The sequence below is a fragment of the Phreatobacter aquiterrae genome, assembly GCF_053471285.1.
In genome coordinates this window covers 42,966-65,643 of sequence record NZ_JBJPHW010000011.1, presented here as the reverse complement: position 1 = coordinate 65,643, position 22,678 = coordinate 42,966, and the positions used below count along the sequence as shown (strand labels likewise).

At 67.8% G+C, this 22,678-nt stretch carries 23 protein-coding genes; 9 read left to right on the top strand and 14 right to left on the bottom strand.

Annotated features, from left to right (window positions below; all coding sequences use genetic code 11):
* Nucleotides 1-153 precede the first annotated feature (153 nt).
* The gene (locus ACJ4V0_RS16635; protein WP_448300717.1) at nucleotides 154-597 is read right to left on the bottom strand and encodes a MerR family transcriptional regulator; all 444 of its coding nucleotides are present in this window, start codon (nucleotides 595-597) and stop codon (nucleotides 154-156) included.
* Between the two features lie 384 nt (nucleotides 598-981).
* Here ACJ4V0_RS16635 and ACJ4V0_RS16630 point away from each other — a divergent pair, with 384 nt between their 5' ends.
* Both ACJ4V0_RS16630 and ACJ4V0_RS16625 read left to right on the top strand, forming a co-directional pair.
* Nucleotides 982-4,530: a tetratricopeptide repeat protein gene (locus ACJ4V0_RS16630; protein ID WP_448300716.1), complete on the top strand. Its 3,549-nt coding sequence runs from the start codon at nucleotides 982-984 to the stop codon at nucleotides 4,528-4,530.
* A 139-nt stretch (nucleotides 4,531-4,669) separates the two neighbouring features.
* Entirely contained in the window at nucleotides 4,670-5,206 is a 537-nt protein-coding gene (locus ACJ4V0_RS16625) for a GNAT family N-acetyltransferase (RefSeq protein ID WP_448300715.1), read from the top strand.
* A gap of 97 nt (nucleotides 5,207-5,303) precedes the next feature.
* Here the strand turns inward: ACJ4V0_RS16625 and ACJ4V0_RS16620 are convergent, their stop codons facing one another.
* Entirely contained in the window at nucleotides 5,304-5,795 is a 492-nt protein-coding gene (locus ACJ4V0_RS16620; protein ID WP_448300714.1) for a hypothetical protein, read from the bottom strand.
* Nucleotides 5,796-6,000: 205 nt separating this feature from the next.
* Here ACJ4V0_RS16620 and ACJ4V0_RS16615 point away from each other — a divergent pair, with 205 nt between their 5' ends.
* The 3 genes from ACJ4V0_RS16615 to ACJ4V0_RS16605 all read left to right on the top strand — a co-directional run bounded on the left by ACJ4V0_RS16615 (nucleotide 6,001) and on the right by ACJ4V0_RS16605 (nucleotide 8,274).
* On the top strand, nucleotides 6,001-7,314 hold the full coding sequence (locus tag ACJ4V0_RS16615; protein WP_448300713.1) for a DUF445 domain-containing protein: 1,314 nt from the start codon (nucleotides 6,001-6,003) through the stop codon (nucleotides 7,312-7,314).
* Nucleotides 7,315-7,440: 126 nt separating this feature from the next.
* Nucleotides 7,441-7,863, top strand: coding sequence for a TIGR01841 family phasin (gene phaP / locus ACJ4V0_RS16610; protein ID WP_448300712.1), 423 nt, complete (start codon nucleotides 7,441-7,443; stop codon nucleotides 7,861-7,863).
* A 195-nt stretch (nucleotides 7,864-8,058) separates the two neighbouring features.
* On the top strand, nucleotides 8,059-8,274 hold the full coding sequence (locus ACJ4V0_RS16605) for a DUF1127 domain-containing protein (RefSeq protein ID WP_448300711.1): 216 nt from the start codon (nucleotides 8,059-8,061) through the stop codon (nucleotides 8,272-8,274).
* Between the two features lie 41 nt (nucleotides 8,275-8,315).
* Here the strand turns inward: ACJ4V0_RS16605 and ACJ4V0_RS16600 are convergent, their stop codons facing one another.
* Together ACJ4V0_RS16600 and ACJ4V0_RS16595 are read right to left on the bottom strand one after the other, a co-directional pair.
* Nucleotides 8,316-9,716, bottom strand: coding sequence for a coiled-coil domain-containing protein (locus ACJ4V0_RS16600; protein WP_448300710.1), 1,401 nt, complete (start codon nucleotides 9,714-9,716; stop codon nucleotides 8,316-8,318).
* A 119-nt stretch (nucleotides 9,717-9,835) separates the two neighbouring features.
* Entirely contained in the window at nucleotides 9,836-10,435 is a 600-nt protein-coding gene (locus tag ACJ4V0_RS16595; RefSeq protein ID WP_448300709.1) for a DUF1134 domain-containing protein, read from the bottom strand.
* A 182-nt stretch (nucleotides 10,436-10,617) separates the two neighbouring features.
* Here ACJ4V0_RS16595 and ACJ4V0_RS16590 point away from each other — a divergent pair, with 182 nt between their 5' ends.
* Nucleotides 10,618-11,130: a YHS domain-containing (seleno)protein gene (locus ACJ4V0_RS16590; protein WP_448300708.1), complete on the top strand. Its 513-nt coding sequence runs from the start codon at nucleotides 10,618-10,620 to the stop codon at nucleotides 11,128-11,130.
* Nucleotides 11,131-11,144: 14 nt separating this feature from the next.
* Here the strand turns inward: ACJ4V0_RS16590 and ACJ4V0_RS16585 are convergent, their stop codons facing one another.
* Both ACJ4V0_RS16585 and ACJ4V0_RS16580 read right to left on the bottom strand, forming a co-directional pair.
* The gene (locus ACJ4V0_RS16585) at nucleotides 11,145-12,050 is read right to left on the bottom strand and encodes a CE1 family esterase (protein ID WP_448300707.1); all 906 of its coding nucleotides are present in this window, start codon (nucleotides 12,048-12,050) and stop codon (nucleotides 11,145-11,147) included.
* 111 nt (nucleotides 12,051-12,161) lie between these two features.
* On the bottom strand, nucleotides 12,162-13,133 hold the full coding sequence (locus ACJ4V0_RS16580) for a D-2-hydroxyacid dehydrogenase (RefSeq protein ID WP_448300706.1): 972 nt from the start codon (nucleotides 13,131-13,133) through the stop codon (nucleotides 12,162-12,164).
* Nucleotides 13,134-13,309: 176 nt separating this feature from the next.
* On the opposite strand from ACJ4V0_RS16580, the gene ACJ4V0_RS16575 reads away from it, so the two are divergent.
* A complete protein-coding gene (locus tag ACJ4V0_RS16575) occupies nucleotides 13,310-14,227 on the top strand; it encodes a polysaccharide deacetylase family protein (RefSeq protein WP_448300705.1) in 918 nt (305 codons plus the stop codon).
* Nucleotides 14,228-14,237: 10 nt separating this feature from the next.
* On the opposite strand, the gene ACJ4V0_RS16570 is transcribed toward ACJ4V0_RS16575, so the two are convergent.
* Both ACJ4V0_RS16570 and ACJ4V0_RS16565 read right to left on the bottom strand, forming a co-directional pair.
* Complete coding sequence (locus tag ACJ4V0_RS16570; protein WP_448300704.1) at nucleotides 14,238-15,035, bottom strand: DUF2189 domain-containing protein; 798 nt, start codon at nucleotides 15,033-15,035, stop codon at nucleotides 14,238-14,240.
* Between the two features lie 109 nt (nucleotides 15,036-15,144).
* Entirely contained in the window at nucleotides 15,145-16,137 is a 993-nt protein-coding gene (locus tag ACJ4V0_RS16565) for an NAD(P)H-dependent flavin oxidoreductase (RefSeq protein ID WP_448300703.1), read from the bottom strand.
* Nucleotides 16,138-16,296: 159 nt separating this feature from the next.
* On the opposite strand from ACJ4V0_RS16565, the gene ACJ4V0_RS16560 reads away from it, so the two are divergent.
* Nucleotides 16,297-16,698, top strand: coding sequence for a DUF2513 domain-containing protein (locus tag ACJ4V0_RS16560; protein ID WP_448300702.1), 402 nt, complete (start codon nucleotides 16,297-16,299; stop codon nucleotides 16,696-16,698).
* Here the strand turns inward: ACJ4V0_RS16560 and ACJ4V0_RS16555 are convergent.
* Nucleotides 16,688-18,214, bottom strand: a complete 1,527-nt coding sequence (locus tag ACJ4V0_RS16555) for a cryptochrome/photolyase family protein (RefSeq protein WP_448300701.1) — start codon at nucleotides 18,212-18,214, stop codon at nucleotides 16,688-16,690. The two genes, ACJ4V0_RS16560 and ACJ4V0_RS16555, sit on opposite strands and share 11 nt — an antisense overlap.
* A gap of 7 nt (nucleotides 18,215-18,221) precedes the next feature.
* The gene (locus ACJ4V0_RS16550; protein WP_448300700.1) at nucleotides 18,222-18,953 is read right to left on the bottom strand and encodes an SDR family NAD(P)-dependent oxidoreductase; all 732 of its coding nucleotides are present in this window, start codon (nucleotides 18,951-18,953) and stop codon (nucleotides 18,222-18,224) included.
* 85 nt (nucleotides 18,954-19,038) lie between these two features.
* On the opposite strand from ACJ4V0_RS16550, the gene ACJ4V0_RS16545 reads away from it, so the two are divergent.
* A complete protein-coding gene (locus tag ACJ4V0_RS16545) occupies nucleotides 19,039-19,218 on the top strand; it encodes a DUF2256 domain-containing protein (RefSeq protein WP_448300699.1) in 180 nt (59 codons plus the stop codon).
* On the opposite strand, the gene flbD is transcribed toward ACJ4V0_RS16545, so the two are convergent.
* Genes flbD through fliG form a run of 4 tightly spaced genes read right to left on the bottom strand, consistent with a single transcriptional unit; the run spans nucleotide 19,209 to nucleotide 22,653 of the window.
* Nucleotides 19,209-20,588: a sigma-54-dependent transcriptional regulator FlbD gene (gene flbD, locus ACJ4V0_RS16540; protein ID WP_448300698.1), complete on the bottom strand. Its 1,380-nt coding sequence runs from the start codon at nucleotides 20,586-20,588 to the stop codon at nucleotides 19,209-19,211. The two genes, ACJ4V0_RS16545 and flbD, sit on opposite strands and share 10 nt — an antisense overlap.
* A gap of 13 nt (nucleotides 20,589-20,601) precedes the next feature.
* Nucleotides 20,602-20,964 carry a flagellar motor switch protein FliN gene (gene fliN, locus ACJ4V0_RS16535; protein WP_448300697.1) on the bottom strand — a complete coding sequence of 121 codons (363 nt, stop codon included), beginning with the start codon at nucleotides 20,962-20,964 and terminating at the stop codon, nucleotides 20,602-20,604.
* Entirely contained in the window at nucleotides 20,961-21,602 is a 642-nt protein-coding gene (gene fliH / locus ACJ4V0_RS16530) for a FliH/SctL family protein (RefSeq protein WP_448300696.1), read from the bottom strand. The genes fliN and fliH overlap by 4 nt, the downstream gene beginning before the upstream one ends.
* A 10-nt stretch (nucleotides 21,603-21,612) precedes the next feature.
* Nucleotides 21,613-22,653: a flagellar motor switch protein FliG gene (gene fliG, locus ACJ4V0_RS16525; RefSeq protein ID WP_448300820.1), complete on the bottom strand. Its 1,041-nt coding sequence runs from the start codon at nucleotides 22,651-22,653 to the stop codon at nucleotides 21,613-21,615.
* Nucleotides 22,654-22,678: the final 25 nt, after the last annotated feature.

Sequence of the window (22,678 nt, the reverse complement as noted above, 5' to 3'; positions counted from 1 at the left end):
AGGGGTTCCGCGCGGCTGCCGAAAGGCCACCGCATGGCAGGAAGCGCGGCACCGGGCAAGCCCGCCTTCGGAAGGTCGCGATATCGTCAGCGTAGGCAGTTGGGCGCGCCAGAGACAGGCGGGAGCCGGACGACCGACCCCCGCGACAGGGTCTCAGCGGCTGCGGTCGATCATCTGGGTCAGCGTGTCGTGGGTGCGCTTGAGCTCGACGATCGCTTCCTCGATCTCGCGCTTCTGCTGCTCGAGATGGGCGATCTGCTCGATGCACTTTTCGCGCGACAGCTTCAGCTGCTGGTCCGGCCCGGCATCGTTGCGCTCATGCGCCTCGACCATTTCCGAAATTTCGGCGAGCGTGAAGCCGAGACGCTTGCCCTTGAGGATCAGTTGCAGACGCACGCGGTCGGCGGCGCTGTAGAGGCGGGCGAGACCCTCGCGACGGGGCGAGAGAAGACCCTTGTCCTCATAGAAGCGCAGGGCGCGCAGGGTGACGTCGAACTCGCGCGCGAGATCTCCGATCGTGTAGACCGCCGGACCCGCCTTGGCGGCCTCGGCGTCATCCTCGATCCAGAAGACGTCGTCGTCGTTGTTGCGAGTCATAAATGCCTTCCGTTCCATATTCTGCTCCATCCTCGCTCGCGAGGAAACCTCATTCGTGGATGGGACCCCTCATACCGGATAGAGCCTTAGCGGGGGAGTCAAACAGGTCATTCCGATACGTTACTTACCGTTAGGGCAGGGCAGCGCGCACCATCCAGCAACGCCCACAATCACTTACCAGCGGTTTAACGGTTAAGCCCGCCGCTGCGGTTTGAACAAAAAAACGCGGCGTTAACCCTCCATTTACCATGAGCGCCAAGATTGCAGGGCGGGAGTGTTCGCAAGGCGCATCATGGATTCGCGCTTGAGAATGCCCCGATCGCAATCGGTCGTCCAGAGACGGACGGTTGCGGTGCGTCCAACCGCCAAGTGTGTGGACCCGGTATGCGACACACCGTGCCCTGGAGCGTGAAGGGCGTCGATCACGACGCCAGGGAGGCCGCCAAGGAGGCGGCCCGCCGCGCGGGCATGTCCCTCGGGGAGTGGCTCAATACCGTCATCAGCGACCAGGCCGCCGACACGGCTCCGCCCGAGCCGGACACGGGCCTTGCAACCGTCACGCGCCGGCTGGACTCGATCTCCAAGCGGCTGGACGCGGTCACCCGCCGCGAATCGGGGACCGCAATTCCCCTTATGTCCCTCGGCCGCAGCGATCACGGCGATATCGTGCGCGCCCTCGATGCCGTCGCCCGCCTCGCGGAAATCTCGGAGCGACGCTCGGCAGCGGCCATCGAGGCGGTCGAGCGGATCGGCGCGCCGCGCGCTACCGCTGCCGTCCTCCCGCAGGCTGCGCTGCCGGCCGTCACCTCGGCCTCCGCGTCGGGGCGGTCCGATCATACCGCCCAGCTCGACGCCATCGCCCGGACGATCCGCGAACTCGACATGGCAGCCTCGCCGCACACTGCACCGCACATGGCCAGAGAAGCGCCCGCGGCGACCCCGCGACGGGCGATGCGACAGGACATCGACCAGACCGTGGCGGAGATTGCCGCCCGCCAGAAGGCCCTCGCCGGCGGCCGCGCCGAACTCTTGCCGCAGGCTGCTGCGGCCCTCGTCGCAGCTCCTCCGCTTTCCACCCCCGACATGGCGCCGATTGCCGAGAAGCTCGATGCCCTGTCCCGCCAGATTGACGCGGTCCTCGCCCAGGCCCGGCCGGCAGCCCCCCGCAACGGCGAGCCCTCGGCTCTTGCCGGCGAAATCGGCCGCCTGTCGCAGCGCATCGATGCCCTGGGGGCCCCGCCGGGCGACGGCCTGGAGCGCGAGATCAAGGGCCTGTCCGGCCGCATCGAGCAGATGCGCCGGGAAATCGCCGAGCGCGAGACCGGCCAGCAGGACCATGCGGTCGCCGAACTGCGGGCCGACATCGCCGCCATGGCCGAACAACTGACCGACCTTGCTCCCCGCAAGGCGGTCGAATCGCTCGAATCCGAGGTCCACGCGCTCGCCGACCGGCTCGAACAGGCGAGCGCACAGGGGCTGGCGGCCGAGCCGCTGCAGGCCCTCGTGCGCGAGTTCGAGCGGACGCTCGCACGGATGATGCCGGCCGAGGGCATCGCCGACGAACTGAAGGCGATCTCCTTCCGCATCGACACGCTGGCCACCCGCGGCATCACCGGCGGCCTCATGGAAAAGCTCGCCGACGAGACGACGGCGATCCGCGCCATGCTGGCCGATACGGTCTCGCGGGATGCCATCGAGGATCTCGCCGCGCAGATCGCGGCGCTGGGTCGCCGGATCGACGACATGGTCGTGCCGCGCCAGGGCGGCAGCGACATCGAGGCCATCACCTCGGCGATCGAAACGCGAATCGGCGAGATCGCCGACAGGCTCGCGGCGGCCCCGCGCCAGGCCGTTCCAGCTGCCTCCAACCCCCAGCTCGAGGAAGCCCTGCGCCGCCTCGCCGACAAGCTCGAGGACAGCCACGCCCGCCCCGACGACCCCGGCGCGCTGGCCGACATCGAGCGGCACATCCTGTCGCTCGCCGCCAAGATCGATGCGGCCGACGGCCGTTTCGCCCAGCTCGGCACCATCGAGCGCGGCCTGTCCGACCTCTTCGCCCAGATGGAGGATATCCGGGCGAGTTCCATCGACGCCGCCGAGCGCGCAGCCCGTAATGCCGTGACGGCAATCCCCTCCCCGGCCAGCGACGCCGAGGTGGAAGCGCTGCGCCGCGAGATCGCCGAAATGCGCCTCGCCCGCGAGGCGCTGGACCAGAAGGGAACCGGCACCGTCGACGCCGTCCAGCAGACCTTCGAACGCGTCGCACGCCGCATCGCCGAGATCGAACCCGCCGCTGGCCCCGCCACCGCGCCCCCGGCCGCGGAGCCGGCCGTCGACAAGGTCAGGATGCCTCCGGCGACGCCCGCCGCTGCCGAACGCGCCGCCCCACCGGCCGCCCGTCAGGCCGCCTTGGCGCGTCCGTCGATCAGCAGCGATCTTCCGCTCGAACCGGGTTCCGGCGCGCCGCGTGTGCGCCCCCCCGCACCCGGGGCAGCGCCTGCCGCCGGTGCAAAGACCGATTTCATCGCCGCCGCCCGTCGTGCCGCCAAGGCAGCCGCGGCCGAACCGGCTCATCGGGACGATGCAGACGCTCCTGCCAAGGCGGGCTTCTTCGCGCGGTTCCGCGGTGCTTCGAAGCCGGAGCTTGAGATCCGGCCGGCGGCCTCCGAGGTGAAGGCCCCGCGCTGGCGCAAGCAGCCTGACGTCTCCGGGGCGGCACCAGCCGTCGCTCCCACGCCGACCATGGTCGAGCCGGTCACGCTCGTCCCCGACATGGATGTCGCCGCGGATGCCTCGGCAAGGCCCGTCATCTCGGTCAACCGCAAGACGATCCTGATGGGGATCGCGGCCGCGCTGCTGGTTCTGGCGGCCGGCATCGCGACCATGCCGAAGATCCGCAGCCTGATCAGCGCCACTGGCGGCCAGCAGGCCACCGTTCCGATGGCGCCGGTTCAACCGGCATCCACCGCAGCGCCCGCGACTGCCCCCGCTTTCGCTCCGGCCTCCGCGACATCCGCGCCCGTCGACCTCGTCCCCCCGACGACAGACACCATCCTGACCCCGCCGCCGGCCGGCGCTGCGCCGCAGACGCCGTCGCCGGCTCCGGGACCGGCCTCGGAACAGGATGCGGCCGTCCCCGAGACGACCGGCTCGGTCACGGCCGCGCGCACCCCGCGTCCGTCGGGAACCACCGTGTCGCCGACCGGCTGGCAGCCCGTCGATACCCGCACCGGCCGCGCCGTGACGGTTCCGGCGGCCCTCAAGGCCGCCGCCGATGCGGGCGATCCGCTGGCTGCCTACGAGATGGCCACCCGCTATCTTGAGGGACGCGGCGTAGCCGTCAGCGCCGCCGAGGCGGCGAAATGGTACCAGCGCGCCGCCGACGCCGGCATCGCGCCCGCCCAGTACCGCCTCGGCAGCCTCTACGAGAAGGGCACCGGCGTCCTGCGTGACTACGAGCGCGCCCGCCGCCTCTACGAGCGCGCCGGCGAAGCGGGCAACGCCAAGGCCATGCACAATCTCGCCGTCATGTATGCCCAGGGCCAGGCAACGCCCCGGCCGGACTACAAGACCGCAGCCGAGTGGTTCCGCCGCGCCGCCGAGCATGGCGTGGCCGACAGCCAGTACAATCTGGGTATCCTCTATGCCCGCGGCCTCGGCGTCGACCAGAGCCTCGCCGAAAGCTACAAGTGGTTTGCCCTCGCGTCTGCCGGCGGCGATCAGGACGCCGGCAAGAAGCGTGACGAGGTGGCAGCCCGCCTCGACCCGCAGACCCTGGTGGCGGCCCGCCTCGCGGTGCAGACCTTCGCTGCCAGAACGGAACCCGATGCCGCCGTGAAGGTTGCCGCCCAGGCCGAATGGGCCGACCCGCCCTCAGTCCCGGCCGCGCAGCCCGCCCGACCGGCCCCGCGCCGCGCCCAGTCGACGCGCTGACGAACAGGGGGAACTTGAGCCGCCGCGCCGCGGCGGCAGGGAGATATGCAGCCAGTGCATTGACATTCATGCTGCACTGCACAATATGCGGCTTCTAGGGATGTGAACGCCTCGGGACGACAATCACGAGGAGATCACCATGGCACGAGCCCTTCACGAGCTCGGCACGCTTCGCGAACTCACCGGGACTGATTCCGACCTCCATCGCGACCACCTCCTGAGGCTGGATGCGGCCGGGCGCCGCGAGCGGTTCAACGGCGTCGCCGACGACAGATTCATCCATCGCTATTCGCAGCGCTGCTTTGCCGGGCGCACGCGCATCTTCGCGCTGCTCGACCGCGAGGGTCACGTGCGCGGCGCGGCTGAGCTGCACCCACCGACGCCCGACGATCCGGCCGACATCGCCTTCTCCGTCGAACCGCAGTTTCGGCAGATGGGCATCGGTACGCGCCTGTTCGAGGCCGTGATGGCCGCGGCGCGCTATTCCCGTTACCCGATGCTGCGCATCACCTCGACTGCCGCCAACCGCGCGATGCGGGCGCTGGCCCGCAAGTTCGGCGCGCATTTCACCTTCGAGGGCGGCGAGGTCACCGGATTTCTCGCGGTGACGGACGCCGACGGCATTGCCCCGCGCCGCAATCAGGTCCTCCGCGAGGTTGAAGCGGCGCTGGTCTGAGGCGCCCATCCCTGCGGCACAACGCGAAAGGGCCCGCCGGTCAAACCGGCGGGCCCTTCCACATGGGGGGAACGGATCAGGAAGCGGGGACGCCCGTTCAGGCGGCCTTGGCAGCGACAGACGCGAGCTTCGAAGCCTCGGCCTGGAGCACCTTGGCGCCTTCGGTCGCCCCATCGCGCATCTGCGCGAAGCCATCCCTGGCGCGGGTGAAATTGGCCTCGCCAAAGGCCTTCACGAAATCGCCGTAGCGACGCATCGCATCCTGCGGGTTGGCCGTGGCGGCGATGTCCCGGGCGGCGTCGATGGCCATGGTCGTGTTGGCGACCGCGCCCTCGACGGCGGCGCGAACCAGACTGGCTCCGAAGCCGGCAGCGGCGACGGATGCGGTCTCGAGACCGGCGGCCGCATCAAGCGACGCCTTCTGCGCGGCGGCAAGGCGCGCCTTGGCGGTCTCGGTCTGGCGGGTGGCGAATTCACGGATGGCAGGAGCAACTTCCAGCTTGCCCGGCTTTGCCGAGAAGCCCTCGAAAGCCTGCTTCACCTGGCCGAAATAGGCTTCGGCAGCGGTCTTCATCGTCTGATCGAACATTGGTGTCTCCATTCTCGTTCGAGCCATGGTCCGCCGTCCTGTCGAGGCCCGGCGGGTAGCGTGAATATAGAGCCAGCTATTGTGCATTGCAACATAAATTGTGCATTGCACAATTTATGGATGCCCGATGACGAGCCGCAGAACCCTTCCTCCAGCGGCGCGTTCCCCTTATCTCAAGGAACCATTCCGCCGGAGACGTTTCCCCATGGCCCTGCCCCCGCCGGCTGACCCGGCCCGTCCGCACGAGGGCGGCAGCGACCTGTCGGTCCGCGACGCGGAGAAGCAGGCGGCCCTGCGCCGGGCCAAGGTCGTTGCAACCTCGCTGCTCGCCTTCAGCGTCACCCTGATGATCGCCGCGAAGCTGATGGAGCATCGCCACCCGGCCTTCGGCTTCGTCGCCGCCTTCGCCGAGGCGGCGACTATCGGTGGCCTCGCCGACTGGTATGCCGTCGTCGCCCTGTTCAAGCACCCGATGGGCCTGCCGATCCCCCACACGGCGATCATCCAGAAGAACCAGGAGCGGATCGCCGACAGCCTCGGAAAGTTCGTCGAGACGAACTTCCTGGCGCCGGGACCGGTCGGCGCGAAACTGCGGGATGTGGATTTCGCCTCGCACATCGCGGGCTGGCTGGCGGATGCGTCACGGAGCGGCGCTGCCGCCCGATTTGCCGTCAACCTCCTGCCCGGCGCGCTGGCCGGCATGGACCAGTCGCGGATCAAGGAGTTTCTCGCCGAGCGGCTGGCCGATCAGGTCGGCGCCGTGAAGCTCGGCCCCCTCGCCGCGCAGCTTCTCGGAGCCATCACCGAGGATCGACGGCACCAGCGGTTGCTGGACGAACTCATCGACTCCGTCGAGAAGATCCTCGGCAACCAGGCCACCGTCGACGGCATTCGCGACAAGATCCGCAACGAACTGCCGACCCTGTTCAATCTGTTCAAGGCCGACGCCTACCTGCTGAACCGCATCCTGAAATCCACCAACACCTTCCTCGACGAGGTGCGGCAGGATCCCAACCACGCGCTCCGGCTGGAATTCGACCGCTTCGTCGAGGGCTTCATCGTCAGCCTGCGCGACAGCCCGGACTATGCCGCACGCGCCGAGAAGCTGAAGCAGGACCTGCTCGGCCGGCAGGAACTGCGCGACATCGCCCTGACGCTGTGGCGCGGCATCACGACCTATGTCGAGCGCGACGTCGCGTCGCCCCAGTCGAAGATCGAAGCGCAGATGACGCTCGTCCTCACCGAGATCGGAGCCAAGCTTGCCAATGACACGCGCATGAAGGCGGAGATCAACGAGGGCTTCGTCGTGACCCTCTCGACCCTCGTCGAGCAGCAGAAGAGCGGCGCGTCCCGCTTCATCGCCGAGCAGGTCAAGGCCTGGAACATGCAGCAGCTGATCCGGCTGATGGAGCTGAACATCGGCCGCGACCTGCAATATATCCGGCTGAACGGAACGCTGATCGGCGGCCTCGCCGGGCTGGTGCTCCATACGATCGAGGTTCTGATCCGCAATTCTTGATCCGGTCACCTGTCGGGCCTACCGTCGGGACGGCGGAGGCCCGTCGTCGGCCTTGCGGTGGAGGCAGGCGCGAGCCCACGCCTTCCTGCGACAAGCCCACGTCTTGATGCGAAGCGGAGTAGTGCCATGACCCAGACGCCCCAATCGATCATCGACATGTTCAAGAAGCTCGGCGAGGACATGAAGGTCCCGGCCGTCGACATGCAGACGATCGTCGATCATCACCGCAAGAACCTCGAGGCGCTGGCCGCCAGCGGCAAGGCGGCGGCGGAAGGCGCGACCGCGATCGCGGCGCGCCAGAAGGAGATTATCGAGGCGGCGATCAAGGACATCCAGGCCGCGGCGCAGAATTTCAAGCTGCCCGGCAGCGCCCAGGAGATGATGGCGGCGCAGACCGAGTTCACCAAGAAGGCCATGGAAGCGGCGGTGAAGAACACCCGCGACATGGCCGAGCTGTTGCAGAAATCCAATGCCGAAGCGATCCGCGTCATCCAGGACCGGATGAAGGAGAGCTTCGAGGAGATTCGCCAGAACTTCTCGCGCAAGTGACGGCAAACGCCGCGCCGGCCCTGTCCGGTGCGGCGCCCCCTCGATGGTGCATTGCACCATCGTTGATGAGTAATATCACGAAAATTGATTGATGATTTTCGAACCATCAACATTTGAAACACGACCCATGGACCGAACGCTCAACCCGAAATCTCGGGATGAGACACGACATCATCCGATCCATGGGAGTTACCAATGTCCATCACGACACTTCAGACCACTGCGCACGACGCTCTCTCCACGCGCTTCGCCAATCGCGTTTTCGTGCTGTTCAGCTCGATCCGGGAATACCTGCGCATCCGCCGGGCGGCCGCGGCCCTGCACGATCTCAGCCCGGAAATGCTGAAGGACCTCGGCATCGACCGCTCGGAGATCGAGCGGGTGGCGAAGTTCGGCCGCCGCGGCTCCTGACGCCGCAGAGCTCCCCATGACGGGGGCTCGCCCCGGCAAGCCTATTCCGCCGCCTGCCGACCGCGCGTCGCGCCTAGCACGGCCCTGATCCGCTCGGCCAGCGGCAGTTCGCCCCGCAGACGGCGTCCGCCAGCCGGCGCCTTCTCCGAGGCCGCAGCGGCGAGAATCTCCTCGATCCGCGATCCGGGTCCCTCGAGGATAGCCGTCACGCGGGTCACGTCGATGGCCACCTCGTCGATCTTCGCCCTCAGGGCAGCCGTGTCCTTGGCTTCCCGCATCAGGGAGGTTTCGGCGGCACGGGCGAGCGAGGCCACCTCGCGCTGGATGCGAGTGCGATCCTCGCGCGCCTTGGCGAGGGACCCTTCCAGCACGTTCTTCTCGGCGATCGCCGTCTCGGCGGCGATCTGCAGGCGACGGGCCGTCTCGGCGCTGCGGTCCTTCACCTCGTCGATCTCCCTGCGCACCCGGTCCCGTTCCGCCTCGATCCGCGCCACGCTCCGCTCGATCTCGTCGCGGGCCTGCCGCTCGCGGGTGGCGGCTTCCTTCTGCTCGGCGAGAGCCGTGTCCAGCTTCGCCTTCTCCCGCTCCAGCTTGGCGATCCGCTTCTCGTCGGTGGCCAGCTTGCCCTGCAGCGTCCGGATCTCCGCATGCTGCTCGCTGGCCTTGCGGCGCTCGGCCGTGAGCAGGGTCGTCGTCTCGGCGAGCGCCCGGCGTGTCTCGGCAATCTCGGCGCGCAATTCGGCGGCGCCTTCCTGCTCGCGCTTCAGCGCCGCCTGGACGTCGGCGATCCGCTGCCGCTCGGAGGTCAGCAGATTGGAGGTCTCCGCGTAGGACAGCCGATGGGCGGCGAGGTCGCCCTCGGCGGTCGCGAGTTCGGCCGAGAGCTGGCCGATCTGGTTGCGCTGGTTGTCGACCTGCGTGCGCAGCGCCACGATCTCGACGCGCTGGCTGTCGCTCTCGGCGACCTTGTCGGCATGCTCGCGGGTCAGCGCCTCGAAGGCCGCTTCCCGCTCGGCGAGATGAGCCGCCCCGCGCGCCAGTTCCTCGATCTTCGCCGCGACGGTCGCCCGGCTCTCCGCCAGAGCCTCCTCGAGGGAGGCCTTGGCGCCCTCGAGGCCAGCGATGCGCGCAGCCCGCGCGTCGAGTTCGGCGTTCAGGTCGCGAATGGTCTCGGTGCGCCTGGCGATCTCGATGGTCTGAAGGTTGGCGGCCTCACGCAGCCGCTCGGCCTCAATCTCGGTGCGCCGGATCGCCAGGGCATATTCGGCCCGCACCTGGTCCTTCTCGGCCTTGATCTCGGCCATGGACATGGGAATGGCGCTCTCGACCCGGCGGGTGGTCAGACGCACGGCGCGCCGCCAGACGGCGCCCATCAGCGCGAGCGAGAGAAGCGCCGCCACGACGAAACCCAGCACGAAGACCATGGCGGTCTCGATCGTCACGACGGCGCGACTCCCTGAAGATCAGCGAGACACTCTTCTGCCATGCCAATACCGCCGCGCAAAGTGCCGCCGCCATTGCGTCATTCACGACATCGGGCGTCCTCTCCCGGCGCGAGCCGTCAGAAGGGGTTCCAGGTCGGACGCGAGGTGAACTTCAGATAGCCGCCATTGACGCCGAGGCGTGCGCCGACGCCGGTGCGGATCGGCACCACCAGCATGTTGTCGGCGCCGAGCGCCGTCATGCCAAGGCCGCCGACCAGATAGGCCGAGCCGTCGACGCCGATGAAGCGGCGCTCGAGGTCCCGGACGTCACGCACCCGATAGGCCAGCATCATGGTCCGGGCGCCCTCGCCGCCGAAGTCGAAGCCGAGGGACGGACCCTGCCAGTAGACCTTCGAGTCACCGCCATCCTTGGTGTAGAGCATGCCCTCGCCGTAGCGCAGGCCGGCGACGAAGGCGCCCGAGCCTTCCTGGCCGAGGATATAGGCCGTCGGGCGGCCCCATTGCTGGGTGGCGCGCTCGACCAGATTGGCGAGGCCCCGGCTGGCGCCGCCGAAGAAGCGGTGGCCCGCCGAGACGACCTCGTTGGGCGCGAAGGTGCGCGGCGACTGCGACTCGTAGGTGCGCTGCGCCATGGCGGGGCGATGGAGGCCGGCCAGCAGCGATGCGCCGAGCCCGGCGACGATCGTGCGGCGGTCGAATGACGTGGGACGGCGCATGTTCACCTCTCGAAATGCCTTCGCCGCTCATCGGTGCGGCAGACCGTGTCCTCGGGCCACTCTAGGCCAGCGATGGTAACCATTTGGTCACCAGACCGGGATTTCGCCGGCGCCGGTAAGGAACTGGTTACCGTCCAGCGCCATGGTCCGGAATCGATACAGCTCCAGAATCAGGAGAGAAGATGTCGGTGTTGAGGCAGTTTCTGCGACCGCTGGCCTGGACCCTCGCGGTGACCGCTCTTTATGCCGGCATCGCGGTCCTGATCGGCATGACCAGCGAGACCGCCTCGCGCGCCGCCACCACCGAGCGGGTGGTGACCGACCGGCTGACGGGGCTCGCCATCTACGGTTTCGACCCGGTCGCCTATTTCACCGAGCGCGAGCCGCGCCAGGGCTCCTCCACCTATGAGCTGTCCTGGGTCGGCGCGACCTGGCGCTTCCTCAACGAGGGCAACCGCGACGCCTTCATGCAGGATCCGGAAACCTATGAGCCGCGTTTCGGCGGCTACGACCCGGTCGCCGTCGGCGCAGGTGTTCCGACCGCCGGCCATCCCTCCGTCTGGACCGTTTACGAACAGCGCCTCTACGTCTTCCATTCCGAGAAGAACAAGGCCGCCTTCCTCGCCGACCCGTCGCGGGCGCTCGATCGCGCCGAGATGCAATGGCCGGTCGTCAAGGCGCAGCTGATTCCCTGACCTTTGGCGATCCGTCAGGGTCGGGTCTTGTCGGAGAAGAAGATCCACACCTCCTCGTCCGCCTCGATGTCGTGGTTCTGGAGGCCCAGCATGGCGCCGATGACCGGCCGCATCCGGCGGTCATAGCGCGTCGGGGTGTGATGGCCGCCCCCCGCAACACGGTACAGGCGGACCGCGCGGCGGCAGATCGTTCCGTCCATGATGAAGACGCGCGAGCCGCCGGATGTCGCCTGCTCCGGCAGAGCCCTCTCCCCGAAGCTCGAACAGCCGTTGCGCGCACGGAAGAAGGCGAAGGTCTCCGGCGCCGACAGCAGTGCTCCGTCGGGATCGACGCCGGCCGGCTGGCCGCCCCAGGGTGAGATGCGGTCCTGCGTGCCGTTGATCATCACCACGGGCAGGGGCTGACCAGGACAGGACCGCGACCAGATGACGGACAGGGTCGCGAGCATCGGCGCCGCCGCAGCAATCATGTCTCCGGCCTCACAGATGAGGCGATAGACCATGTGGCCCCCGGCGGACACGCCGACGACATAGACGCGCCGCCGGTCGATCCTCACCTGGGTGTCCAGATCGGACACGATCCGGCGGATGAAGGCGACGTCGTCGACGCGGCTGACCGGGTTGAACCGGCGGCCATCGGTGGGACGACCGTCGTTCCATGAGCCGCTGACGCCCTGCGGATAGACCACGATGAGCTTTTCGCGCGCCGCGACCTCGTCCCAGGTCAGGTAGCGCCGCGCCTGCTCCGACGTGCCGTTGGCCCCGTGCAGGACGATGACGAGCGGCGCCGGGCGGCCTTGCGCGGAATCGACGATCAGCGCCGTCCGGTTGCCGCCAGCCATCTGGTAGCTGAGTGTTGTGACCGTCTGGGCCCGCGCCGGCAGGCCGGCCGCGACCATCGCCGCGGTGGCCAGCGCCACTCCCGCAACGATCCCCCCTAGAGAGCGTCGGTGCCGACAACGAATCATGCTGCCCCGATTGGGTGGTATCGGGGGAGGAAACGCAACACATGGGCCGTTACGCCCCGCCGGTCAGACGACTCCGTTCACCAGCGGCTCGCCGCGACCGAGACGGCCGAGATTGTCCACCAGGAGGTCGATGACGCGCCTCTCATAGGCCGCTGTCTCGCCACCCGTATGAGGCGTGATGAGGACGTTCTCCATCGTCCACAGGGGCGAAGCCTCGGCGAGCGGCTCCTCGCGGGTGACATCGAGGCCCGCCGCGGCAATCGTTCCGGCCTGCAGCGCCGCCACCAGCGCATCCTCGTCCACCACCTTGCCCCGCGCGCAGTTGATGAGATGGGCGCCCGGCTTCATCGCCTTCAGGCGCGTGGCATTGATCAGCCCCTCCGTCTCGGGCGTCAGCGGGCAGGTCAGCGCCACGACATCCGCTTCGCCGAGAGCCCGGTCGAGATCGGCCGGGCCGACCAGCGCGTCGACATTGTCCACCTTCACGCTCGTGTCGCGCTTCAAGCCGATGACCCGCATGTCGAAGGCCTTGGCGAAGCGGGCGAGACGCCCGCCGATGCCGCCGAGGCCGACGATCAGCATGGTCTTTCCGGCCAGTTCATCCTCGCGCGCGAGGGGATCGGAGATCATCCCGCGCCAGTGCTTCCGCGCCTGGTTGTCGCGGGCCGTGTGGATCATCCGCGACAGAGCGAGGGTGAGGCCCATGGCGTGTTCGGCCACCGCGATGGCATTCGCCCCTTGCGCGCTCGCCAGGCGCACGCCGCGCGCCTTCAGCGCATCGAGGGCGAAGACGTCGATGCCGGCGCTGACAGACTGGATGAAGCGCAGCTTGCCGGCATTCTCCAGTGGGGCGTTGCGCCAGAAGGCCGAGACGCAGGCCACGTCGAACTCGCCGATGCGCGCGTGGAATTCGGCCGCCGTCCGGAACTCGGCGAAACGAATACCGGTGCTGCGGCGGGCAAACTCCTCGCCGAGGCGATAGGCGGAATGGCCGAAGCCGATGGTCAGGTCGGACAGGGGGGGAAGCGCGGTCATGGGGTTTCCGGGTGGAGGGATGCGCCGATCATCCCCAGAAGCCCGCCGAAGGCAATGCCGCCCGGCGGGCGGTCCACATGCGGCAACCGCGGGGGCCGCCTGCGGCATGGTCCTTGCCATCCCGCATCCCGTCCCGGAACCTGTCCCCCTCCTCCAGAACGGTCCTTGTTCGCCCGATGACCCAGCCGACCCCTGCCCCCACCCTGTCCTCGCACGGCCGCTACGCCTACAGCGCCATCACCCGCCGGCCCACCTATGGCTGGCCGGGGGGCAAGCGCCTCGCCGTCTATCTCGGTGTCAATCTCGAGCATTTCGCCTTCGGCACGGGCCTTGGCGCGGAACTCGCGCCCGGCGGGCCGCAGCCCGACGTGCTGAACTACGCCTGGCGCGACTACGGCAACCGCGTCGGCGTCTGGCGCATGATCGAGCTGTTCGACGCGCTCGCCCTGCCCGCCTCGGTGCTCGTCAATTCATCCATCTACGCCTACTGCCCGGAGGTGATGGACGCCTTTCGCGCGCGCGGGGACGAGGTTCTCGGTCACGGCCGGACCAACTCCGAGCGGCAGGGCATCCTCGACGAGGCTGCCGAGCGGGCGCTGATCGACGAGACGACCGCCGTCATCGCAACCGCGGAGGGCAAGCCGCCGAAGGGCTGGCTCGGCCCCTGGATCTCGCAGAGCCTCGTGACGCCCGACCTCCTCGCCGAGGGCGGCTATACCTATCTCCTCGACTGGTGCCAGGACGACCAGCCGGTCTGGTTCGCCACGCGGGGCGGCGGCCGCATCCTGTCCCTGCCCTATCCGCAGGAACTGAATGACATCCCGGCCGTCGTGGCTCGCAAGGATTCGGCCAGCCAGTTCGCCGACATGATCATCGACCAGTTCGACGAGATGCTGGACCAGTCGCGCGCCATGCCGCTGGTCATGGGCATTGCCCTGCATCCCTATATCGTCGGCCAGCCCTATCGCCTCCGCCAGCTCAGGCGGGCGTTGTCGCACATCGCCGCGCGGCGCGAAGAGGTCTGGATCACCACGGCCGGCGCCATTGCCGACCATGTAGCGGGACTGCCGGCGGGCACCGTGCCGGGTGCGTGAACCGCCGCCGTCAGCCGTCGACGTAGGTGACGATCCGCCGGTAGAGGTGCCAGGTCGCATGGCCCCAGAGCGGCAGCACCACGAGAAGGCCGGAAAAGAGCGGCGCCATGGCGAGGAACATCACCACAGCCGTCACAGCGCCCCAGCCGAGCATGACGACGGGGCTCGCCTGCACCGCCCTGACGCTGGTGATGATGGCGGTCACCACGTCGATGTCGCGATCGAGCAGAAGCGGAAACGACACCACGGTGATCGAGAAGGTGAACAGCGCCATCGCCGCGCCGACCGCCGTTCCCACCGTCAGGAAGGTCCAGCCATCGGCCGTGAGGAACAGGGCGCGCGCGAAGGTCACGGGATCGAGCGAGGCGAAGCCGAAGAACAGCGCATAGAGCATGCGCACCTGATACATCCAGATGATGAAGATGAAGATGGTCAGGAAGGCGAGCCAGGACAGCTCCCGCCCGCCCTGCCGCCAGACGGTGCCCAGAACGCCGGACCACGTCGGTGTCCGCCCGAGTTCGCGCAGCCGGGACACTTCGTAGAGGCCGACCGCCACGAAGGGGCCGATGAGGGCGAAGCCGGCGGCGAGCGGAAACACCGCCCAGACATAGCCGAAGCGCGCCGGCAGGATCAGCAGCGCAAGCCCGCCGAGCCAGTAGATGGCGCCGAAGAACAGCCCGTAGGCCGGGGCCGCCTTCAGGTCGCCCCAGGCCGCCTCGAAGGCGGCCTTGATGTCCTCGACGGTCGCCGGTCGCACGATCGGGTCGCGCGAGCGCAACCCGGCCTCCGGTGGTGACATCTCGCTCATGCGGTCAGATCCTCCCTCGACGCGCGTCGTCAGCCGGTCTCGATGCCGGCTTGTTCGGGGGTCAGGGAAGGATGACGCAGCCGCAGGCCGCGTCAAGCCGATGCTATGATCAGTGCGCCGGACGAAGCGGCCATGTCGTAACGGCATCCAGCGCGGTCTTGGCCGCGGCATATTCGCGCTTCAGGCGCGCGATGAACTCGCCGGCGCTCTCCACGGCCTTGACGGCGCCGATGCCCTGGCCCGACCCCCAGATGTCGCGCCAGGCCTTGCTCTTCTCCGAGCCGCCGGAGCCGAAGCTCATCTTCGAGGGGTCGCTCTCCGGCAGATGGTCGGGGTCGAGGCCGGCATTGACGATGGAGGCGCGCAGGTAATTGCCGTGCACGCCGGTGAACAGGTTTGAATAGACGATGTCGCCGGCCGTGCCCTCGACGATGGCCTGCTTGTAGGCCTCCGCCGCATTGGCCTCCTTCGTGGCGATGAAGGCCGAACCGATATAGCCGACATCGGCGCCCATGGCCTGGGCGGCGAGGATGGCGCGGCCGGTGGCGATGGCCCCGGACAGCGCGAGCGGGCCGTCAAAGAACTCGCGAATTTCCTGGATCAGGGCGAGCGGCGACAGCGTGCCGGCATGGCCACCGGCGCCGGCCGCCACGGCGATCAGGCCGTCGGCGCCCTTCTCCAGCGCCTTCTTCGCATGGGTGATGTTGATGATGTCGTGCAGCGTGATGCCGCCATAGGAATGGATGGCGTCGTTGAGCTCGGGGCGCGCGCCGAGCGAGGTGATGACCACCGGCACCTTGTACTTCACGCACATCTCGACGTCGTGCATGAGCCGGTCGTTCGATTTGTGGACGATCTGGTTCACCGCATAGGGCGCCGACGGCGCCTGCGGGTTCGCCTCGTCATAGGCGCCGAGTTCCTCGGTGATCCGCTTGAGCCAGTCCTCCAGCACGGGACCGGGGCGCGCATTGAGCGCCGGAAAGGACCCGACGATGCCCGCCTTGCACTGGGCGATGACGAGGTCCGGATTGGACACGATGAACAGTGGCGAGCCGATCGCCGGAAGCTGCAGGCGGCTGGCGAGCGAAGCGGGAAGCGACATGTGGACGTTCCAGGGCCAATTGTTTGGTGACGTGTATCGACACGACGCATCAAAGCCGATCGTATCGCCAGGCGAAAGCCCCGCCGGAAGGCAGAGGTCATCCGCGGCTAGATTGCAATCTAGAAGTATGCAATTATTGCGTGAAATCAGGAGGGGCCTTTGAAGCGCGACTTAGATTTCATCCGCGACATTCTATTGCAAATTGAAGCAGGCAGACGTCAGTTCTCGACTATTTCGTCGGTTCGGGCGGCCAATCTTGGCTTGCCTCCAGACGAAACGCTGTCAGAGGAGGATGCCTTAAAGCTGAGGGAGCACTTGCATCTCCTTGAACAGAACGGACTTATTGAGGTGGAGTTTCGTTCGCTGGGTGGACAGGTAAATGTAAGAGGATTGACTTGGCAGGGACATGATTTCGTAGATAGTGTAAAAGATGATGAAATATGGAATAAAACAAAGAAGGGCGTTCAAAGTGCCGGCGGCTTCACGTTCGAACTAATAAAGGATCTCGCTAAAGGCTATGTCAAAAAAATGATCGAAGAAAAGACGGGTGTCAAGCTCTAGACAGTCTATCGAGAAAGACCTGCGCTTCGTTCACGATCTGCTCGCGGCGGGCCGGCTCCATCGCCTCCCAGGTCCGGTAGGGCATGGCCATGCGCGGGTTGCCGCGCAGCGCCGCGGCATTCTCGGCGATGAAGTTCCAGTAGAGCAGGTTGAAGGGACAGGCCCCATCCCCGATCTTGATCTTCGGATCGTAGCGGCAGCCGGAGCAGTAGTCGGACATCCGGTCGATATAGGCGCCCGACGCCGCATAGGGCTTAGACGCCAGCAGCCCGCCGTCGGCGAACATCACCATGCCGTGGACGTTGGGCAGTTCCACCCAGTCGAAGGCGTCGACATAGACCGCGAGGTACCAGGCCTCGACCTCTGCCGGCCGGATACCGGCGAGCAGCGCGAAGTTGCCGGTGACCATGAGGCGCTGGATGTGGTGGGCATAGGCGTTGCGGCGCGTGTCGCCGACCACCTCCGCGATACAGGCGAGGTCCGTCTCGCCGGACCAGTAGAACCACGGCAGCGGACGCATCGCCCCGAGCGCATTGGTTTCGGCGTAGCCGGGCATCTTGTGCCAGTAGATGCCGCGCACATATTCGCGCCAGCCGAGGATCTGGCGGATGAACCCCTCGGCCGCATTGAGTGGAGCGGCGCCCCGACGCCAGGCGGCCTCGGCGGCGAGGCAGACCTCGCGCGCGGTGAGCAGGCCGACGTTCAGATAGGGCGAGATGAGGCCGTGGTAGAGGAAGGGCTCGCCGCGCTTCATCGCGTCCTGCACGTCGCCGAAGGACGGCAGGCCCTCGGCGATGAAATGGTCGAGCGCCGCCAGCGCGTCGGCCCGTGTCACCGCCCAGCCGAAGGGCTCGAGATCGCCGAAATGGTCGGCGAAGCGCTGTGCGACAAGGTCCATCACCTCCCGCGTCACGGCGTCTGGGGAAAAGCGCAGACGGCGCGGCAGGCGCGCCCCCTTTGGCAGGGCCTTGCGGTTCTCGGCGTCCAAGTTCCACTGGCCGCCGACTGGCTTGTCGCCGTCCATGAGCAGGCCCGTCTCGCGGCGCATCTCGCGGTAGAAGAACTCCATCCGGAAGGCCTTGCGGCCCTCGGCCCAGCGGGCGAACCGCCCGCGGGAGCAGAGGAAGCGGTCGTCCTCCCGGATCTCAACCGGAAGGCCGGTGAGCGCGGCCCACTCTTCCATCATGGCGCGCACGCGCCACTCGCCCGGCTCCGTCACCACGATGCGGTCCACGGCATGGCGGTCGAGCGCGCGCAGCACTTCGCCGGTGAAGCTGCCGCTGTTCTCCGGATCGTCGAGGCGGACATAGTCGACGACGATCCCCTCCACGCTCAGTTCCCCGGCGAAATGCCGCATCGCCGAGAGGATGAAGGCGATCTTCTGCTTGTGGTGAGGGACATAGGCCGTCTCCTCAGCCACCTCCGCCATGAGCACCACGTCGCCGGCCTCCAGACCGTCGAGAGCGGCGACATCGCGGGAGAGATGGTCCCCGAGGATGAGGCGGAGTGTCGCCAATGACGCCTCAGCCCTTGGTGCGCAGCATGGAGCGGCCGCCGTCGACGCCGATGATCTGGCCCGTGATCCAGCCCGCGTCCTTGTCCAGCAGCAGCGCGCCGAGAGCCGCGACGTCGTCGGGTTCGCCGAGACGCGGAATGGCGTGCAGCGCCGCAATGGCATTAGCCATGGTCTCGGAGCTGGTCAGGGCCTTCGCCAAGGGGGTTCTGGTCAGCGACGGCGCGACGCAGTTGACCCGGATCTTCGGGGCGAGTTCTGCGGCGAGAGCCACCGTCAGCCCCTCGACCGCGCCTTTGGCCATGGAGACCGACGCATGGGCGGCGAAGCCCTGCGCCACCGCCACCGTCGAGACGAGAAGGATCGACGAGGTCGAACCGTCATGGGCCTTCAGCGCGGGCAGCGCCGCCTGGACGGCACGCACGGCGCCGAGGGCGTTGAGCTCGAAATCGCGGGTGAAGTCGGCATCCGTCAGCCGCGCCACGGGCTTGAGATTGATGGAGCCGACGCAATAGGCGAATCCCGCGAGCTTCGGGCCGGCCGCCGCGGCGGCTGCGTCGATGCTCGCGCGGTCCACCACATCGGCCACTGAGAAGGTGGCGCCGATCTCGCTCGCGAGGGCCTCCAGCCGGTCCCGGTCGCGCGCCACCAGGTGAACAGCGTGCCCCCGGCCGGTCAGGCGGCGCGCCAGCGCCGATCCGATGCCGCCAGTGCCGCCGTAGATGAGGACGTTGTCCGCCATGATGCCGTCGTCTCGCTTCCGGCATTAGGACCGGTCAGGTTGATACGGCGCGATCCCGGCGGCGGTTCAGGAAATGCGAAGCGACATGGCCAAGATGATCCGCAAGGCCGACCTGCCGGAGAAGATCTGCGCGACCTGCGGCCGCCCCTTCGCCTGGCGGAAGAAATGGGCGCGGGTCTGGGACGAGGTGCGCCATTGCTCCGACCGCTGCCGTGGCAACCGTTCCGCGAAGGGTCCCGGGCAGGCCTGGACATCTCAGCCGTAGCGGGCCTCGTAGCGCGCCTCGCCCTGCGGCGGCGGGGTGATGGCATGACCCTCGTCGGCATACTGGTTCAGCTTGTTGCGCAGCGTGCGGATCGAGATGCCGAGGATGTTTGCCGCATGGGTGCGGTTGCCGAGCGTGTGGCCGAGCGTGTCGAGGATGAGGTCGCGCTCGACGTCCGCCACGGTGCGGCCGACGAGCCCGCGCGTCACCGCCTCCGCAGCAATGGCCGCCTGCGCCGCCACCTGATCAGGCCCCCGCCGCTCGTCGAGGCGCGCGCCGTCGGGCGTGCGGATGGCGTCGACGCCGATCTCCGGGCCGGAGGACAGCAGCACCGCACGGTGCAGGGTGTTCTCGAGTTCGCGCACATTGCCCGGCCAGCGCGCGACCGTCAGTTGCCGGCGCGCCTCGGCCGAGAGCAGGCGCGGCTGCATGCCGTTCGCCTCGGCATATTTCTTCGCGAAATGTCCTGCCAGTTCGAGGATGTCGGCGGGGCGCTCGCGCAGCGGCGGCAGCTTCAGGTTGACGACGTTGAGCCGGTAGAGGAGGTCCTCGCGGAACGTGCCCTTGCGCACCTCGTCGGCCAACGTGCGGTTGGAGGTGGCGAGGATGCGGATGTCGACCGGCACCGGCCGGGTGCCGCCGACGCGGTCGATCACGCGCTCCTGGATGGCGCGCAAGAGCTTCGACTGCAGGCGGATGTCCATCTCGGAGATTTCGTCGAGCAGCAGCGTGCCGCCATTGGCCTCCTCGAACTTGCCGATGCGACGGGCGACGGCGCCGGTGAAGGCGCCCTTCTCGTGGCCGAAGAGCTCGCTCTCCAGCAGGTTGTCCGGGATCGCCGCGCAGTTGACCGCGACGAAGGGAGCCTTGGCGCGGTTCGACTTGTTGTGGACATAGCGCGCGAGCACCTCCTTGCCGGTGCCGCTCTCGCCGGTGATGAGGATGGAGGCGTCCGAGCCGGCCACCTGGTTGGCGAGCTGGACGACGCGGGCCATGGCCTCGTCGCGGTAGATGAGCTGCTTGGCGTCGTCGGCCACCGCGGCGAGAACGGCGGCGATCAGTTCGGGGTCGGGCGGCAGCGGAATGTATTCCTTCGCCCCCGCATGGATTGCAGCCACCGCCGCGCGGGCGTCGTTCGAGGTTCCGCAGGCGACCACCGGCACGGCGATCATCTCGTCGGCGAAGGCCTGGACGAGCGCCCTGACATCCATGGCGACGTCGACCATGACGAGATCGGCGCCCTTGGCGCGCATGACGCGCAGGGCCGTCTCGATGTCCTCGGCATTGGTGACGGCCGCACCCTTGTCCACGGCCATCTTGGTGGCGATGGAAAGCTGGCCCTTGAGTGTTCCGACGATCAGGAGTCGCATCGTTCGGGTTCCTTCAGCGCTCGGCTTTGATGATTTCCGTCATGGTCACGCCGAGGCGATCCTCGACGAGCACCACTTCGCCGCGCGCGACGAGACGGTCGTTGACGTAGATGTCGATGGCCTCGCCGACCTTGCGGTCGAGTTCGAGGACGGTTCCGGGACCGAGTTTCAGGAGTTCGCCCACGTCCATGCGCGAGCGGCCGAGGACCGCCGAGACGTTCACCGGAACGTCGAAGACGGCCTCGAGGTCCGCGGCGTCCTTGACCCCGGTATCGTCGTCGTCGGCCATGCCCATGCCCAGGCCGGGCACGACATCCAGGCTGCCGTCGTTTTCGAGATCCGGAAGGGGCATTCCGTTGTCGGTGGGTTCGGTCATGACAGTCCCTCTTCCGGTCCGGCGGGATTGGATGCGACATAGCGGCCGACCGCCTCGACGATGCGCCGCGCGGTCTCTTCACGATCGAGCATGACGCCGCCGCTCGACCACTCGATGCGGCAGTCGCCGATCGCGATTCCGGGCTCGGCGAGAAGGACCAGCCGGCCCTCGAAACCCCTTTCGGCGGCAAGGCGCGTGAGTTCGTTGCGCGCGTCCTCCAGCAGGTCGTCGTTGACCCGCACGACGAGATGCGGGACGCCGCGCAGGTTGGCGAAGCAGTCCGCGACGAGGCGGCGCACCTCCGACAGCGGCTCGCGCTCGATCAGGGCGCCGGCCAGCTTGGTGGCCACCGCCACGGCGATGTCGATGGCCTCCGACTCCAGGCGGGATTCGAGCCCGCCGAGCGCAGCAGCAGCGCCGCTCAGGCGGTCGCCGAGAACACCGAGGGCGAGGGCGCGCTGGCGCTCGATCGAGGCCATGGCCTTGCCCTCGCCGGCGATGAAGCCGGACGCCTCGCCCTCCTGGCGGGCCAGCGCCAGGAGATGGTGATGCTCCGCGAGCGTGATCTTCGGCTCGGCGGCGCGCTTCGCCTCCTGGGCGAATTCCGTATCGAAGAGAAATTTGACCGGTGCCACCACGTATCGTTCCTCAGAAGATCAGTTCGTCGTCGGCACGGTTCTTGGAAATCATGATCTCGCCCTTCGCCGCGAGATCCTTGGCGAGGTTGACCAGCATGGCCTGGGCCTCGTCGACATCCTTGAGGCGCATCGGCCCGAGCGCCTGCATGTCGTCGGCCAGCATCTTCGCGGCCCGGGTCGACATCTGCGACAGGAAGAATTCGCGCATGGTCTGGTTGGCGCCCTTGAGGGCGATGGCGAGCTTGTCTTTGTCGACCTGCCGGACGAGGGTCTGCGCCGAACCGGCGTCGAGCTTGGCGAGGTCGTCGAAGGTGAACATGAGGCTCTTGATCCGCTCGGCGGAGTCGCGGCTCTGCTCTTCCAGGGCGGTGATGAAGCGGGTCTCGGTCTGGCGGTCGAAGGAGTTGAAGATCTCCGCCATGGCCTCGTGGCTGTCGCGGCGCGAGGTCTGCGAGAGATTCGACATGAATTCCGTGCGCAGCGTCTGCTCGATGCGCTCCAGCACGTCCTTCTGGATCGCTTCCATCTTCAGCATCCGGCCGACGACGTCGAGGGCGAACTCCTCGGGCAGGATGGCCAGCACCCGGCCGGCATGCTCCGGCCGGATCTTCGACAGGACCACCGCGACGGTCTGCGGATACTCGTTCTTCAGATAGTTGGCGAGCACCTGCTCCTGCACGTTGGAGAGCTTCTCCCACATGTTGCGACCGGCCGGACCGCGGATTTCCTCCATCAGCATGGCGACGCGATCGGTAGGCATGAACTGCGACAGGAGGCGCTCGGTCGCGTCGAAATTGCCCATCAGGCCGCCTGCCGCCGACAAGCGACCGACGAATTCGAGCATGAGGCTCTCCACCACGTCGGGCTCCACCGTGCCGAGCTGTGACATGGCGATGGACAGGACGCGGATCTCGTCGTCGTCGAGCAGCTTCCAGATGCGCGCCGAGACCTTGTCGCCGAGCGTCAGCATCAGGATCGCGGCGCGCTGGTGGCCCGTCAGGCCCTTGGCCGCGAGCGTGTTGACGCGTCCGTCGGCCGAGAGGGCCGCCAGGGCCTTGCCGAATTCGGCGTCGCGC